The organism is Brachybacterium paraconglomeratum (assembly GCF_003994255.1).
In the GTDB taxonomy this organism is placed as follows: domain Bacteria; phylum Actinomycetota; class Actinomycetes; order Actinomycetales; family Dermabacteraceae; genus Brachybacterium; species Brachybacterium conglomeratum.
In genome coordinates, this window is record NZ_ML133864.1 from 1 (window position 1) to 14,726 (window position 14,726).

Consider the following 14,726-nt stretch of genomic DNA (forward strand, 5'->3'; position numbering starts at 1 on the left):
GAGCTGACTGGTACTAATGGCCGATGACTTACAACAACATTCTTTGTGTTGGTTGTTTGCTCTGTGTGTGTTCGCGTCCACTGTGCGGTTCTTGGGGAACAACCCCGCTGCCGGCACCGGTTCTGGTGCGGGTGGGTGGCTGGTTGTGTCTCATCGTGTTACGGCGGTCATAGCGTCGAGGAAACGCCCGGTTCCATTCCGAACCCGGAAGCTAAGCTCGATCGCGCCGATGGTACTGCACTCGGGAGGGTGTGGGAGAGTAGGTCGCCGCCGGACATCTTCACTGGGAGTGGAGGAGTGCTTGAACCCCTTTTCGGGTGTTCGCCTCCTCCACTCCCATTTTTCATGCCCGCGAACAGAGACCGGCCCGTGAGCGAGGAGATTCCTCGGTCACGGGCCTTCTGCGGCCATTGGGGCTCGTCGCTCAGCCGCGTGCCGGCGCGGCCTCCTCCTGCTGCCAGCGGGACCAGCCGGCGTAGCTGCCGTCGACCTCGATCACCTCATGACCGGCTCGTCGCAGAGCGTTCGCGGCCACGGAGGCGCGCAGCCCCGACTGGCAGAAGGCGATCACGGCGCCCTCGGTGGGCGCGGGGAGCTGATCGCGATGGAACAGTGCCCTGCCGGCCGAGAGCTGCTGAGCACCCGGGATGGTCCCGGCGGAATGTTCGGACTTGTTCCGCACGTCGAGCAGCACGGCCTCCGGGCGGCTCGAGCGCAGCTGGTCGAGATCCGCGGGGGAGACGCGCTGAGGCACGCTCTGCTGGAGACCCTCCAGCGAGGTCACGTAGCCGCCGAGCACGTCGATCCCGACTCTCACGAAATGGTCCTGGATCCTCGCTGCGGTCTCCGCGTCCGGGGCGAGGACGATGATCTCGGCGTCGTCGGACTCCGGGTCGAAGGCCCAGCCGATATGGGAGGCGGCCTTGCCCGGGGCGGGGATGCTGAGCGCACCGGGCACCATGCCCTCGTGCACCGCGGCGACGGGCCTCGTGTCCACGAGGGCGATCGTTCCGGAGGCCATCCCTGAGGAGATCTCCGAGGCATCGACGCGGCGGGGGAGAGTCCTCTCTCCCAGCAGAGCCGGCCCGAGGACGTTCTGACGCTTCATCCGTCCGAAGTAGGCGTGGGCATCGGGCTGTCCGTCCAGGAGCTCGTCGATGAAGCCCTGCTCGTCGTCGGCCGCGAGGTGCGGAGCCCACCAGGCGAAGCTCCGCTCGTAGCCGACCGTCGTGGAGGGCACGGCCCCGAGGGCCTTCCCGCAGGCCGACCCGGCGCCGTGGCCCGGGAGCACCTGGACATGGTCGGGGAGGGAGAGGAACACGTCCCGCAGCGAGGCGAAGAGCTGCCGTGCCCCCTCGAAGCGCGTGTCCTGCATACCGGCCGCCTCGTCCAGCAGATCCGGGCGCCCCAGATCGCCCGCGAAGACGAAGTCCCCGCTGAGGAGATACCCGGGGCTCGGCGCGAAGGCGGTGTCGGTGATGAGGAACGAGAGATGCTCCGGTGTGTGCCCCGGCGTGTGGCGGGCGGTGATCGTGACCGCGCCGAGCTCGATCGTGTCGCCGTCGTGGAGGCGCTCGGCCGGGAAGTCGTACTGCCAGTCCTCGCCGCCCTCTCCCGAGACATAGGCGGTCGCGCCCGTCGCCGCGGCGAGCTCGCGCGTCCCCGAGAGGAAGTCCGCATGGACATGGGTCTCGGTCACGGCGACGATGCGCAGACCGTGATGCCGGGCGAGGTCGAGATAGTCAGCGATGTCGCGCCGCGGATCGACCACGAGCGCCTTCCCGCTGTCCTGGCAGGCCACGAGATAGCTCGCCTGGGAGAGGTCCTCGTCGTAGAGGCGTTCGAGAAGCACGGGTCCTCCTGGTGGCTGCGAGGCACGGTGACAGGGCGGGGCCGTCCATAATGGCGGAGGACTCACCCGCTCGCGAGGGTACGCCCCGTTCCTGAGGGACACACGGCGGGGGACCGGCGGGGATCGCGCAGGGGACCGGCGGGGATCGCGGAGAGGGAGGGGCGTGCGTCGCGGCGCCGAGCGGTGGTCCGGGGAGCCGGGTGCGGAGGGGGCGAGCGGTGCGCGACGCGAGGGCTCCGGGCAGCGCGCCGGGTGCGGGCGGGACGGGACGAGTGCGGCACGCCGCTGCGGCGGCGCCGGGTTCGCGGTCCCGAGCACCGTCGGTTCCCGGAGTCTGGGAGCCCCGTGAAAGCAGTCACGGATGATGCCGTTACCCGAGGGTCAAGGGTGTGCTCTGGCTTAGAGTCGCCGGGAGACAAACGCATAGGGCGCACAGGGCGAGACGAAGAGGCGGGCGGTCCAGGTGGCTGAGCACAGCAACAACGGGAGCGACCGCGGCCGGGACGACTGGGGTCGTGACGGTCGGCGGCGGGACGAGCGAGGCTCGACGCCTCGATCCGGCGCGTCCGTCGGCGGCCGCGCCGGGGGTCCTCGAGGCCGCCGCGACACAGGCCCCTCCCGCGACGGAGGAGCACGCCGTGAGGGCGGACCCCGCCGGGACGGCGACCGCCCCTACCGCCCCCGTCAGGACGACCGCCCGCGTCGGAACGATCGCCCCCGCACCGACGGCGCGGACCGCCGCGAGAACCGCCCCTACCGCGAGGACCGGGGACGGTGGCAGGATCGCCCGCACCGGGAGGACCGCCCGCGCCGTGAGGGCGAGCGCCGCGACGACACCCGCGGACGCGACGATCGTGCTCGCCGCGACGACCGCCCATGGCGCGAGAACCGCCCCCAGGGCGGGGAGCGCGGGGACCGCTACGCAGGGCCGCGCCGCGACGATCGGCCCTGGCGCGAGGACCGCGACCGACGGGGGAGCGGCGAGGAGCGTCGCGGAGGCACCGGTCAGCGCCGTGACGACCGGCCCCGCCGTGATGACCGGCCGCGCCGTGATGATCGGCCGCGCCGCGACGACCGAGACCGTCGAGGCGCTCCGGACCGCCGCGGCGGCCAGGACCGTTTCGACGACCGCCGGGGCGGCTCGCGCGACCGGGGCCGGGACGCAGGCCGCCGTGAGGACCGTCGCAGCGGTCGTCCGGGCGAGGAGCAGCGCTCCGATCGGCCGATCGAGCCGCGCGTGCCCGAGGGCGTCACCGGCCGCGAGCTCGACAAGGAGACCCACGAGGAGCTGCGGGGCCTGAGCAAGGAGACCGCGGAGCGCGTCGGCCGCCATCTGGTCTCCGCCCACCTCCTCGAGGACAGCGACCCCGAGACCGCCCTCGCCCACGCGCGCTTCGCCGCCCGTCTGGGCGGACGCGTCGGCATCGTGCGCGAGGTCTACGGGATCTTCGCCTATCACGCCGGCGACTACCGCACCGCCTCCCGTGAGCTGCGCACCGCGATGCGCATCACCGGGCGCACCGATGTGCTGCCGATGATCGCCGACTGCGAGCGCGGCCTCGGCCGCCCCGAGCGCGCCCTGGACATCGCCGCCTCGGAGGAGGCCGCCGCCCTCGGGGTCGAGTCCGCGATCGAGCTGATGATGGTCGTCGCCGGCGCCTACGCCGACACCGGCGACGTCCAGACCGCCCTGCGCACGCTCGAGATCCCGGCCCTGCGGCACAAGATCGACGGTCGCTGGCAGGTGCGGCTCTGGGTCGCCTACGCCGACCTGCTCGAGCGCGCGGACCGCGAGGACGAGGCGCGGCGCTGGATGACGCTCGCCGCCGACGCGGACACCGAGGGCCTCACCGATGCCGCCGAGCGTCTCGGCCGCCCGGCTCCCGCGCCCGCCGAGGCGCCCGTCCTGGAGGGCGACGAGCAGATCAGCGTGCTCGACGCCTTCGACCCCTACGCGCAGGACGAGCAGGACGGCGCCGACGACGCAGAGGACGGCGACGCCCCGGTGGATGCCGGCGCGGACGCCGACGCTGTCGAGACCGACGACGTCGACGGAACGGACGACGCGGCGGAGGCAGCGGACGACACCGAGGACGACGACGCGGAGGTCGCCGAGGGTGACGACGCGGAGGTCGCCGAGAGCGGCGCCGCGGAAGACACCGAGGGCGACGGCGCGGAGGCCGGCGACGCGACCGTGACGGCGGAGAGCGCCGACGTGGCCGACGACCCCGGCGCCCCGGAGTCCGGGACCCGGGAGGAGTCCGCGTGATCCGCCGGCCCGACCCCTCGCTCCTGGACCTCCACGACGCGCTGCTGTTCGATCTCGACGGCACGCTCATGCACGGCGCCCGGCCGATCCCGCACGCCGTCGAGGCGGTCGAGACTGCCCGCGCCGCGGGCCGCTCCGTCGTCTTCGCGACCAACAACGCCTCCCGCACTCCGCAGCAGGCCGCCGACCACCTCGCCGTGATCGGCCTCGAGGCGAGCCCCGAGGAGTTCGTGACCTCCCCGCAGGTCGCCTCGCGCCTGCTCGCCGAGGACCTCGCCCCCGGCGCGAAGGTGCTCGTCGTCGGCGGACCCAGCCTCGCCGACCAGCTCCGCGCCGACGGGCTCGAGCCCGTCGAGACGGATGCCGAGGACGTCGTCGCCGTGGTCCAGGGCTGGTCCCCGGACCTCGGCTGGGCGCGCCTGGCCGAGGGGGCCTACGCGATCCGCCGCGGGGCCCGCTGGATGGCCACCAACGTCGATGCGACCCTGCCCACCGAGCGGGGCCTCGCCCCCGGCAACGGCTCCCTCGTCGCCTCGCTGCGCCACGCCACCGGCGCCGAGCCGGAGGTCGCCGGCAAGCCCGAGCCGGGCATGTTCACCGTCGCCGCGACCCGGATCGGCGCCCGCCGCCCGCTCGTGGTCGGTGACCGGCTGGACACCGACATCGAGGGCGCCGTCCGTGCCGGGATGGACTCCCTGCTCGTCCTCACCGGCGTCGACACGGTCGAGACCGCCCTGCACGCCGAGCCGGTCCGGCGCCCCACGTTCATCTCCCCGGACCTCGTCGGGATCGCCGCACCCTTCCCGCTGCCCGTCGTCGACGGGGACGGTGCCCGCTGCGGCGCCGTCTCGGTGCGCCGCGAGGGCGAGGACATCGCCGTCGTCCACGGCGAGGCCGACGACCCGCGCGTGCTGCGGGCCGTGCTCGCGCTGCTGCGCGCTACCCATCCCGAGCACGCCTGGCAGGGACGCCTGCTGAGCCGCGACGGGGCCACCGCCCTGCCCGCCGCGGCCGCCGCCCGGTGAGCGGGGACCGGCTCGACGTCGCGCTGCTCGCCGCCGGCCTCGCACGGTCCCGCACCCATGCCCGTCGCATCGTCGAGGAGGGACGTGCGCGGATCGACGGGCGCCGAGCCGACAAGCCCTCCGCCCCCGTCCCCGACGGGGCGCGCCTGACCGTCGTCGACGTGCCCGACGGCATCGAGTACGCCTCCCGCGCCGCGCACAAGCTCGCCGGCGCCCTCGACCTGCTCGAGCTCGACCCCCGCGGCCTGCTCTGCCTCGACGCGGGCGCCTCGGCCGGCGGGTTCACCGACGTGCTGCTGCGGCGCGGCGCCGATCGCGTGATCGCCGTCGACATCGGCCACGACCAGCTCGCCGATCATGTGCGCGAGGACGTCCGCGTCGAGGTGCGCGACGGCATGAGCGTGCGCGACCTCACCCCGGACATGCTCGGCGCCCGCGTCGACCTCGTCGTCGCGGATCTCTCCTTCATCTCCCTGCGCACCGTCCTGCCCGCCCTCGCGGGCGTGACCGCGCAGCACGGGGAGCTGCTGCTCATGGTCAAGCCCCAGTTCGAGGTCGGGAAACAGGCGCTGCCCCGCACCGGCGTGGTCACCGATCCCGCCGCCCGGATCCGCGCCGTGGAGGGCGTGGTCGAGACCGCCGCCGAGCAGGGGATCGAGCTCGCGGCCATCGGCCCCAGCGCCCTGCCCGGCCAGGACGGCAACCGCGAGTACTTCGTGCACCTGCGGCCCGCCCGCTCGGTCCGGCCGCATGCTGCAGGGGCCACCGCGCCCGGCTCGTCCTGCACGCCGGATGCGCAGGCCTATGACATGATCGGGTCTGCCGTGGGTGGGGCACTCCCGCGGCGCCGCCGCGACCAGAACGCCCCCGAGGAGGACTGACCCATGCGACGGTTCCTCCTGTACGTGCACACCGGACGTCGGGCGGCGCTGCGCGCCATGCTCACGGTCCTCGAGGAGCTGCGCCGCCGGGGCGTGCGCGCGGTGGTCGTCGACGAGCAGGTCGACGAGATCCTCTCCCTGCCCGAGGACGAGGCGCCGCCGCGCCTGCTGACCTTCCTCACCAACGGCGGCGTGGACGTGCTCGACGCCGTCTCGGCCGCGGACGCCGTCGAGCTCGGCATCGTCCTCGGCGGCGACGGCACCATCCTGCGCGCCCTCGAGGCCGTGCGCGAGGCCGACATCCCCGTCCACGGCGTGAACCTCGGCCATGTCGGCTTCCTCGCCGAGAGCGAGGTCGAGGACCTCTCCATCACCGTCGCCCGGCTCCTGGACGGCGACTACGAGATCGAGAAGCGCTCCACCCTGGACATCGCCGTCCTCGACGAGCACGACGAGCAGATCGGGCACCACTGGGCGCTGAACGAGGCGTCCCTGGAGAAGGCCGACCGGCAGAAGATGATCAACGTCGCGATCGAGATCGACGGCCGGCCCGTCTCGAGCTTCGGCGCCGACGGGGTGCTGCTGTCCACCCCGACCGGCTCGACCGCCTACGCGTTCAGCGCCGGCGGTCCCGTCATCTGGCCCGAGGTCGACGCGATGATGCTCATCCCGCTCGCCGCCCACGCCCTCTTCGCCCGGCCGCTGGTGCTGGGGCGCTCCTCCGAGATCGCCGTCGAGATGACCATGGACAACCGCGAGGACGCGATCCTCACCCTCGACGGGCGCCGCGGGGAGGACATCGTGGCCGGGATGCGGATCGAGGCGCGGCTCTCCGAGCACTCGGTGCGCCTGGTCCGCCTCGCCCCGACCCCGTTCGCCGATCGACTGGTCGAGAAGTTCCAGCTGCCCGTCGTGGGCTGGCGGGGCCGCGGCCCGCGCACCCGCTGAAGGGCGCCGCCGTGCTGTCCACCCTGCGCATCCGCCACATCGGCGTGATCGACGATGCCCTGCTCGAGTTCGGGCCGGGATTCACCGCCCTGACCGGCGAGACCGGAGCCGGCAAGACCATGATCGTCACCGGCCTGACCATGCTGCTGGGCGGTCGCCTGGACCGAGGCCGCACCCGCGGCTCCAGCACCGTCGACGGTACTCTCGCGCTCGCCGGGCACGGGGAGCTCGCGGACGCGATGGACGAGCTCGGCGCCGAGGAGGAGGACGGCGAGGTGCTCGTGGTGCGCCGTCTGACCCGCGACGGCCGCTCCCGCGCCCAGATCGGCGGGGTCCCCGTCCCGATCGGGACCCTCGCCCGGCTGGTGGGCACCGCGGTCACCGTGCACGGCCAGTCCGACCAGCAGCGTCTGCGCGACCACGACGCCCAGCGCGAGGCCCTGGACCGCTTCGGCGCCGCCGAGATCGAGCCGCTGCTCGAGCGGCACCGCACGGTCTGGCGCGAGCGCACCGCCCTCACCGAGCGCCTCGCCGAGCTCGACGCCCTGCTCGCCGAGCGGGAGCGCCGCGGCACCGTCCTCACCGAGGCGCTGGAGCGGCTCGAGCAGGCCGACCCCCAGGCGGGGGAGGACGACGCGCTGCGCGCCGAGATCGAACGGCTCGGCAACGCCGAGGAGCTCCGCGGCGCCGCCGGGCAGGCCGCGCTCGCCCTGGTCGGCGACGACGACGGCCCCGCCGCCGGATCCCTGCTCGACATCGCGGGGGAGGCCCTCGCCCGCGCCGCACGCACCGACGGCACCCTCGTCCCCCTCACGGAACGGCTCGACGCGCTGCGGATCGAGCTCTCCGACATCGCCGGAGAGCTCTCGAGCTACGCCGACGGGATCGACGCCTCGCCCGGACGCATCGAGGAGGCCAACGAGCGCCTCCACGAGCTGACCGTCCTGGTGCGCGACCTCGGCGCCCTGCTGCCGGGCCAGGACGGCCCCGCCGAGGACGTCACCACCCTGCTCGAGACCTCCCGCACCGCGGCGCAGGAGCTCGACCGCTTCGAGGGCGCGGAGGAGGAGCGCGGCACCGTCGCGGCCCGCCTCGAGCAGCTCGAGACGGAGCTCGACGCGGCCGCTGAGGAGCTCACCGCGGCACGCACCGAGGCCGCCGGCGCCCTCTCCGGCGCGGTCCAGGAGGAGCTGCGCCACCTCGAGATGCCCGATGCGGAGATCCGGGTCGACGTCACGGGGCGCGCCCACCGCTCACACGGCCGGGACGAGGTCGCGATCCTGCTCGCCCCCCACCCCGGCGCCGACCACCTGCCGGTCGCGCAGGCCGCCTCCGGCGGCGAGCTCTCCCGCGTCATGCTCGCGCTCGAGGTGGCGCTGGCCTCCTCCCGCAGCGACCGCACCGCCGCGCCCGTGTTCGTCTTCGACGAGATCGACGCAGGCATCGGCGGGCGCGCCGCCCTCGCCGTCGGCCAGCGCCTCGCACGCCTGGCCCGCCACGCCCAGGTCATCGTCGTCACCCACCTCCCCCAGGTCGCCGCGCACGCCTCCACCCACCTGCAGATCGTGAAGACCTCGCAGGACGGCGCGACCAGCTCGACCGTGGAGACCCTGGACCGGCCGGGCCGGATCCGGGAGCTCGCCCGGATGCTCGCCGGGGACGACGCCTCCGACGTCGCCCTCGCCCACGCCGAGGAGCTGCTGGACGAGGCCGGACGGACGCAGCGATGAGCACGTCCCGCACCGAGGGCGTGGCCCGGCTCGGCAAGCGCACCAAGGACCTCACCAAGCGCCTCCGCCCCGGCGAGATCGCGATCATCGACCACGAGGACATCGACCGGGTCGCCGCCGAGGCGCTCGTCGAGCGGGAGCCGGCCGCGGTCCTCAACGTCGCCGCCTCCACCTCCGGCCGCTACCCCAACGCGGGCCCGCGCATCCTCGTCGACGCCGGGATCGTGCTCGTCGACTCCCTCGGGGACGAGGTCTTCGAGGGGATCCGCGACGGGGAGCGGATCACCGTCGAGGACGGGTGGGTGCTGCTCGAGGGGGAGCCGATCGCCGAGGGCGCCCGGCAGGACGACGCGAGCGTCACCGCCTCCCAGGAGGCGTCCCGTGAGGGGCTCTCCGAGCAGCTCGAGCTGTTCGCCGAGAACACGATGGAGTACATGCTCCGCGAGCGGGACCTGCTGCTGGACGGGATCGGCGCGCCCGAGGTCGCCACGCGCATGGACGGCCGGCCGGTGCTGATCGTGGTGCGCGGCTACCACTACAAGGAGGACCTGGCGACCCTCAAGCCCTTCCTGCGCGAGAACCGCCCGGTGATCATCGGGGTCGACGGCGGCGCGGACGCGGTGCTCGAGGCCGGGTTCCGCCCCGACATGATCATCGGCGACATGGACTCCGTCTCCGACCGGGCCCTGCGCTCCGGCTCCGAGCTCGTCGTCCACGCCTATCGCGACGGCCGCGCCCCCGGGATGGAGCGACTGGCGGAGCTGGGGCTGGCCGAGGGCGCGGTCTCCTTCCCCGCCTCGGGCACCAGCGAGGACATCGCCATGCTGCTGGCCGACGAGAAGGGCGCCTCGGTCATCGTCGCCGTCGGCACCCACGGCACCCTCGAGGAGTTCCTCGACAAGGGCCGTGCCGGCATGAGCTCGACCTTCCTCACACGTCTGCGCATCGGCTCCAAGCTCGTCGACGCGAAGGGCGTCTCCCGCCTGTACCGTCAGAGGATCTCCACCTTCCAGCTCGTGCTGCTGGCGCTGGCGGGTCTGGCCGCGCTCGCCGTGGCGCTCTGGGCCACTCCGGGCGGTCAGGCGCTCGTGCAGATCCTCTTCGCCCGCCTCGACGGGCTCCTGTCCTGGTTCACCACGCTGTTCACACCCCGGGCCACCGGGTCGTAGGAGGGTCCCGACCCCGTGATCGACTTCCGTTACCACCTCGTCTCGCTGATCTCCGTGTTCCTCGCGCTCGCCGTCGGCATCGTCCTCGGCGCCGGGCCGCTGCGCGAGAACCTGGGCGACCAGCTCGCCGGCCAGGTCGAGCAGCTGCGCACCGAGCAGGAGCAGCTGCGCACCGAGGCCGAGCAGCTCGCCGGCGAGAACGACCAGCTCTCCTCGTTCATCACCGAGGTCGGGCCGGAGCTCGTGGACGGCACCCTCGAGGGGCAGCGGATCGCGATCCTCACCGACGACGACTCCACCCGCGCCTCCACCGAGCGGATCACCTCGCTGCTGGACGCGGCCGGCGTCGAGCAGACCGTGCACGTCGAGCTGCAGAGCGCGCTGTGGGAGCCGGGACAGGAGCAGGCGCGGACCGACGCGGTCGCCGCGGCGGAGCAGATCGCGCCCGAGGCGCTCACGGCCGTCGGAGGAGAGGAGCTCACCGACTCCGAGCGCCTCTCCGCGCTGATCCCCGAGCTGCTGGCCGGCGGCGAGGGCGACAGCCTGGACGAGGAGCTGCGCGGGCAGCTGTGGCAGGTGCTCATCGATCACGGGATGGTGAGCGTGGACGGCGGGGCGCCGGGCACGGTCGACGGGGTCGTGCACGCGAGCGCCGCCCCCGAGGAGCTCGCCGTCGACACCGACGACGACCAGGCCGCCGCCGAGCGCGCCCAGGGCCTGCTCGCCTCCCGCACCAGCATGCTCACCGCCCTCGCCGGGACCGGCCTGCCCGCGGTGGTCTCCGCCGTGACACCCGCCAACGACGCCTCCACCGGCATCCTGCGCACCGTGCGCGGGGAGGCGACCTACGACGCGCTGTCGACCACGGACCGGCTGCAGGAGCCCGACGGCCCGGTCCTGTCCGTGCTCGCGCTGGTCGAGCAGACCCGCGGCGGCTCCGGCGCCTACGGCACCACGGCCGATGCCGCCGAGCGCCTCCCCGCCCTGCCCGAGACCGCCGAGGTCGGCACCGAGGGCGACGGCTCCGGGGGCGACGGCACCGAGGGCGGGGCCGCACCGTCCGACGGCGGGGGAGCGGAGTGATCGCCGCGCTGCGCGCCGAGCTCGCCCGCACCAACTTCGCCGGACGCGAGGTGAGCCTCGCCGAGGGCGCGCTCGTGGTCGCGGGCACCTGCGCCCTCGCACGGCGCACGGGCCGCCCCCTGGACCTCCTCGCGCTCGCCGGGATCGGCGGGCTCGGGCTGCTCGACGACCTGCTCGAGCCGCATCAGCGACGCGCCGGCCGCCCGGTCTCCAAGGGGCTGCGCGGCCATCTCGCCTCGCTCCGCTCCGGCCGGGTGACGACGGGTGCCGCGAAGGCGCTCGGCATCCCCGCCCTCGCGCTGCTCGCCGCGGCGGGCGGCCCGGCCCCGCGCGGCGGCGCGATGGTCCCCGTGGACGCCGCGCTCACGGCGGGCTGCGCGAACCTCGCCAACCTGCTCGACCTCCGCCCCGGCCGTGCGCTCAAGGCCGTGCTGCCGCCCGCGGCCCTGCTCGCGCTCACGGCAGGGCAGGACGAGCGCGCCCGCAGCGGTGCACGGCTCGCCGTCGCGGCACTGCTGCCCGGGGCGCTCGCGCTGCCGGCGGACCTGCGCGAGCACGGCATGCTCGGCGACGCGGGTGCGAACGTGCTCGGCGCCGCCGTGGGCGCCGCCGCGACCCGCACCCTCCCTGCGCCTGCCCGGCTCGCGCTGCTCGGCGGAGTCGTCGCGCTGACCCTGGCCAGCGAGAAGGTGAGCTTCAGCGCGGTCATCGACCGCACCCCGGCGCTGCGAGCGCTGGACCGCGCAGGCCGGCTGCCCGTGCCCTCCCGCGCCGTGGGCGGCTCCGCCGGCCCGGGGACGACCGACGGGCCCGCCGCGCCGTCGGAGCCGCCGAGGTCGTCCAGCGACCCGGACGACGCGGAGGAGGCACGATGACCGGGACCGGGACCGCACCGGAGGCACGGCCCGCGCCCTCGCCCCGCAGCGGCCGCATCGCCCGCTCCGTGCTGCGCGGCGCGGGGATCATCCTGATCGTCACCGTGTTCGCACGGATCGCGGGCTTCGTGCGCTATCTCGTGTTCGGCGCGAGCGTGGGCGCCGGCGACGTGGGCACCGCCTACACCACCGCCAACATGCTCCCCAACGTGCTCTTCGAGATCGTCGCGGGCGGGGCGCTCGCCGCGGCCGTCGTGCCGCTCATCGCGGGCCTCGTGCCCGAGCGGGACCCCGAGGAGACGGCGGGGACGGCCGACGTGCCCGTGCCTGCGCCCGCCGCCGGGACGACCGCGGTCCCAGAGCCGTCCACGGCGACGCCGGAGCCCACGACCCCGGCCCCGGCCTCACCGGCGTCGCCGCAGAGCGCCTTCTCGCCCGACTCGCCGACGCGCCCCGTCCCCGCCGGTGCGGCGCTCGCCGACCGGATCGTCTCGGCGCTGCTGACCTGGACGGTGATCGGCACCCTGCTCCTCGCCGCGCTCGTGATCGCCCTCGCCGAGCCGCTCTCGCAGCTGCTGCTCGCCTCCGACCAGACCGGGGCGGCCGGCGTCGGCCTCGGCGCGACGCTGCTGCGGATCTTCGCGGTCCAGCTGCCGTTCTACGGGATCTCCGTGGTGCTGGCCGCCTACCTCCAGGCCCGGCGGCGCTTCCTGTGGCCGGCGATGATGCCGCTGCTGTCCTCGCTGGTGGTGATGGCGTCCTATCGCGTCTACGCCCTGCTCGTGCCGTCGGTCGCGACGGTCTCCACCATCGACGGCGCCGCCGTGCAGTGGCTCGGCTGGGGCACCACCGCCGGGGTCGTCGTGATGGCGCTGCCCGTCGCGATCGCCGCCGCCCGGGCGGGGCTGCGCGTCCGCCCCGCGCTGACCATGCCCGCCGCGCACGCACGGTGCGCCCTCGCCCTCGGCGGCGCGGGGCTCGGCGCGGTCGGCGCCCAGCAGATCGTGCTCGCCCTGGTGATGCTGCTGGCCATGCGCGCGGGCGGCGTCGGCACCCTGCCCGTCTTCCAGTACGCCCAGGCGCTCTACCTGCTGCCCTACGCGGTGCTGGTGGTGCCGCTGGTGACCTCCGTCTTCCCGCACCTGTCCGAGCTGCGCCTGGTCGGGGACGTCACCGGCTTCGCCCGTGTCGCCGCCGTCTCGGTGCGCACCGTCATCGGCGTGTCCGTGGTCGGGGCGGCGATGCTCATCGCGGCCGGCCCGGCGCTCGGCCAGTTCTTCCGCCACATCGATCGGGCCGAGGCGACCGGGGTGGGCTCCGCGACCGCGGGCCTCGCGCTCGGGCTGGTCGGCTTCGCCGTGGCGACCCAGTGCACCCGCATCCTCTCCGCGGCGCTGCGCGCCCGGGACGCGCTGATGGTCGGCGCGGTCGGCTGGGGCATCGCCCTGGTCGCCCTGCTCGTCCTGGTGCTGCCCAGCCCCGCCCGCTCCGCCGCGGAGGCGGCCACCGCCTTCGCCCTCGCGATCGCGGCCGGCATGGCGGTGGGCGGCCTGGTCGGTCTCTCCCGCATCTGGGACATGCTCGAGCACGGCGGCCACGAGCGCCAGGTGCGCCGCACCGCCCTCGCGGTCCCCGTCGCCGTGCTCGTCGGGGCGGTGCCGGGACTGCTGCTGGGCCGTTTGCTGATCACGGTCGACACCGGCGAGGTGCTCACCGTGCTCTACGGCATCCTGTGCGGGCTGGTCGCGGCCGTGCTCTCCGCCGCGGTGCTCGGCGCGGTGGACCGGGAGCTCGCCGTCGGCGTGCTGCGACGCCTGCGGAGGGCGGGCTGATGCGCGTCCTGCTCGTGCGCCCCACCGCCAGCGGGGGACTGGCCGCGCACGTCGACCAGGAGCTCGCGCTGCTTGAGAGCGCAGGACGACGCGTCGCCGAGGCGCCGGTGCGGATCCGCGAGCGCCCCAGCCCCCGGCACGACGCCGCGACCGTGACGGCGCTGCGCCGGATCGTGCGCGGCGCCGGGGAGCCCGTCGCCGTCCATGCCCACGGGCTGCGCGCAGGGGCCCTGGCCGCCCTGGCCGTGCCCCGCCGGGGCGGGCACCGGCTCGTGGTCACCCTGCACAACCGCACCGTCGGCGGGGTCCCCGCCCGAGCGATCGGCGCCGCGCTGCTGCGGCTCCTCGCCCGCCGGGCCGACACCGTGCTCGCCGTCTCCCCGGACCTCGCCGAGGACGCCCGCCGCGCCGGCGCGCGCGACGTGCGACACGCCGTGATCCCCGCCCCGCGGCGCCCGGAGGAGGTGGGGGAGCAGCGGTCCGCGAGCGCCGGGAGCGGCGCCCGGGAGGCGACCGGGCCGGGAACGCCCGTGGCCCTCGTCGCCCTCGTCATCGCCCGGCTCGCCCCGCAGAAGGGGCTGCACGACCTGCTCGACGCGGCGGCGCTGCTGCGCGGCGAGGAGGTGCGGATCCTCGTCGCCGGCGACGGTCCGCTGGAGCGCGATCTCGCCGCCCGCATCAGCGCGGAGGACCTCCCCGTCGACCTGCTCGGCCGTCGTCAGGACGTCCCCGACCTGCTGCGCCGCGCCGATCTGGTGCTCTCCGCCGCCCGCTGGGAGGGACAGCCCGTCGCCCTCCAGGAGGCGCTCCTGGCCGGCCGCGCGATCGTCGCCACCGACGCCGGCGGCACCCGCTGGGTCACCGGAACGGCCGCGCACCTGGTCCCCGTCGGTGACGCGGAGGCGCTCGCCGCGGCGGTCAGCACGCTCCGCGCCCCGCTCGCACGGCGCCGCGCCGAGACCGCCTCCCGGCGGCGGGCCCGCGAGCTCCCGCGTGCCGAGGATCTCCTGGCCCAGCTCGAGGAGATCCTCGCCCCCGCACCCCGTCGATGGTAGGTTGGCC

Annotated in this window: 11 protein-coding genes and 1 rRNA gene; 11 read left to right on the forward strand and 1 reads right to left on the reverse strand. The window is 75.1% G+C overall.

Annotation, left to right across the window (positions count from 1 at the left end; all coding sequences use genetic code 11):
- Positions 1-159 precede the first annotated feature (159 nt).
- Positions 160-276 (forward strand): 5S ribosomal RNA (gene rrf / locus DS079_RS15915).
- 148 nt (positions 277-424) lie between these two features.
- On the opposite strand, the gene DS079_RS15920 is transcribed toward rrf, so the two are convergent.
- A complete protein-coding gene (locus DS079_RS15920; RefSeq protein WP_126988778.1) occupies positions 425-1,852 on the reverse strand; it encodes an MBL fold metallo-hydrolase in 1,428 nt (475 codons plus the stop codon).
- A 1,237-nt stretch (positions 1,853-3,089) separates the two neighbouring features.
- Here DS079_RS15920 and DS079_RS15925 point away from each other — a divergent pair.
- Genes DS079_RS15925 through DS079_RS15970 form a run of 10 tightly spaced genes read left to right on the forward strand, consistent with a single transcriptional unit; the run spans position 3,090 to position 14,719 of the window.
- On the forward strand, positions 3,090-4,121 hold the full coding sequence (locus tag DS079_RS15925) for a hypothetical protein (protein ID WP_126988779.1): 1,032 nt from the start codon (positions 3,090-3,092) through the stop codon (positions 4,119-4,121).
- Positions 4,118-5,146, forward strand: a complete 1,029-nt coding sequence (locus DS079_RS15930; protein ID WP_126988780.1) for an HAD-IIA family hydrolase — start codon at positions 4,118-4,120, stop codon at positions 5,144-5,146. The genes DS079_RS15925 and DS079_RS15930 overlap by 4 nt, the downstream gene beginning before the upstream one ends.
- Positions 5,143-6,027: a TlyA family RNA methyltransferase gene (locus DS079_RS15935; protein ID WP_126988781.1), complete on the forward strand. Its 885-nt coding sequence runs from the start codon at positions 5,143-5,145 to the stop codon at positions 6,025-6,027. The genes DS079_RS15930 and DS079_RS15935 overlap by 4 nt, the downstream gene beginning before the upstream one ends.
- A 3-nt stretch (positions 6,028-6,030) precedes the next feature.
- On the forward strand, positions 6,031-6,975 hold the full coding sequence (locus DS079_RS15940) for an NAD kinase (protein ID WP_053917743.1): 945 nt from the start codon (positions 6,031-6,033) through the stop codon (positions 6,973-6,975).
- A gap of 11 nt (positions 6,976-6,986) precedes the next feature.
- Positions 6,987-8,705 (forward strand): DNA repair protein RecN, encoded by a 1,719-nt coding sequence (recN, locus tag DS079_RS15945; protein ID WP_126988782.1) that lies wholly within the window; start codon positions 6,987-6,989, stop codon positions 8,703-8,705.
- Positions 8,702-9,874, forward strand: a complete 1,173-nt coding sequence (gene steA / locus DS079_RS15950) for a putative cytokinetic ring protein SteA (protein ID WP_126988783.1) — start codon at positions 8,702-8,704, stop codon at positions 9,872-9,874. Before recN ends, steA begins: the two co-directional genes overlap by 4 nt.
- 15 nt (positions 9,875-9,889) lie before the next feature.
- Entirely contained in the window at positions 9,890-10,957 is a 1,068-nt protein-coding gene (locus DS079_RS15955; protein WP_126988784.1) for a copper transporter, read from the forward strand.
- Entirely contained in the window at positions 10,954-11,832 is an 879-nt protein-coding gene (locus DS079_RS15960; RefSeq protein ID WP_126988785.1) for a hypothetical protein, read from the forward strand. The genes DS079_RS15955 and DS079_RS15960 overlap by 4 nt, the downstream gene beginning before the upstream one ends.
- A complete protein-coding gene (gene murJ, locus DS079_RS15965; protein WP_126988786.1) occupies positions 11,829-13,664 on the forward strand; it encodes a murein biosynthesis integral membrane protein MurJ in 1,836 nt (611 codons plus the stop codon). Before DS079_RS15960 ends, murJ begins: the two co-directional genes overlap by 4 nt.
- Complete coding sequence (locus DS079_RS15970; protein ID WP_126988787.1) at positions 13,664-14,719, forward strand: glycosyltransferase; 1,056 nt, start codon at positions 13,664-13,666, stop codon at positions 14,717-14,719. Before murJ ends, DS079_RS15970 begins: the two co-directional genes overlap by 1 nt.
- The last annotated feature ends 7 nt before the right edge of the window (positions 14,720-14,726 follow it).

Excerpts from the sequence above, each read along its gene's own strand:
- DS079_RS15940 (WP_053917743.1), top strand. The coding sequence starts at position 6,031 with ATGCGACGGTTCCTCCTGTACGTGCACACCGGACGTCGGGCGGCGCTG.
- steA (WP_126988783.1), top strand. The coding sequence starts at position 8,702 with ATGAGCACGTCCCGCACCGAGGGCGTGGCCCGGCTCGGCAAGCGCACC.
- murJ (WP_126988786.1), top strand. The coding sequence starts at position 11,829 with ATGACCGGGACCGGGACCGCACCGGAGGCACGGCCCGCGCCCTCGCCC.
- DS079_RS15970 (WP_126988787.1), top strand. The coding sequence starts at position 13,664 with ATGCGCGTCCTGCTCGTGCGCCCCACCGCCAGCGGGGGACTGGCCGCG.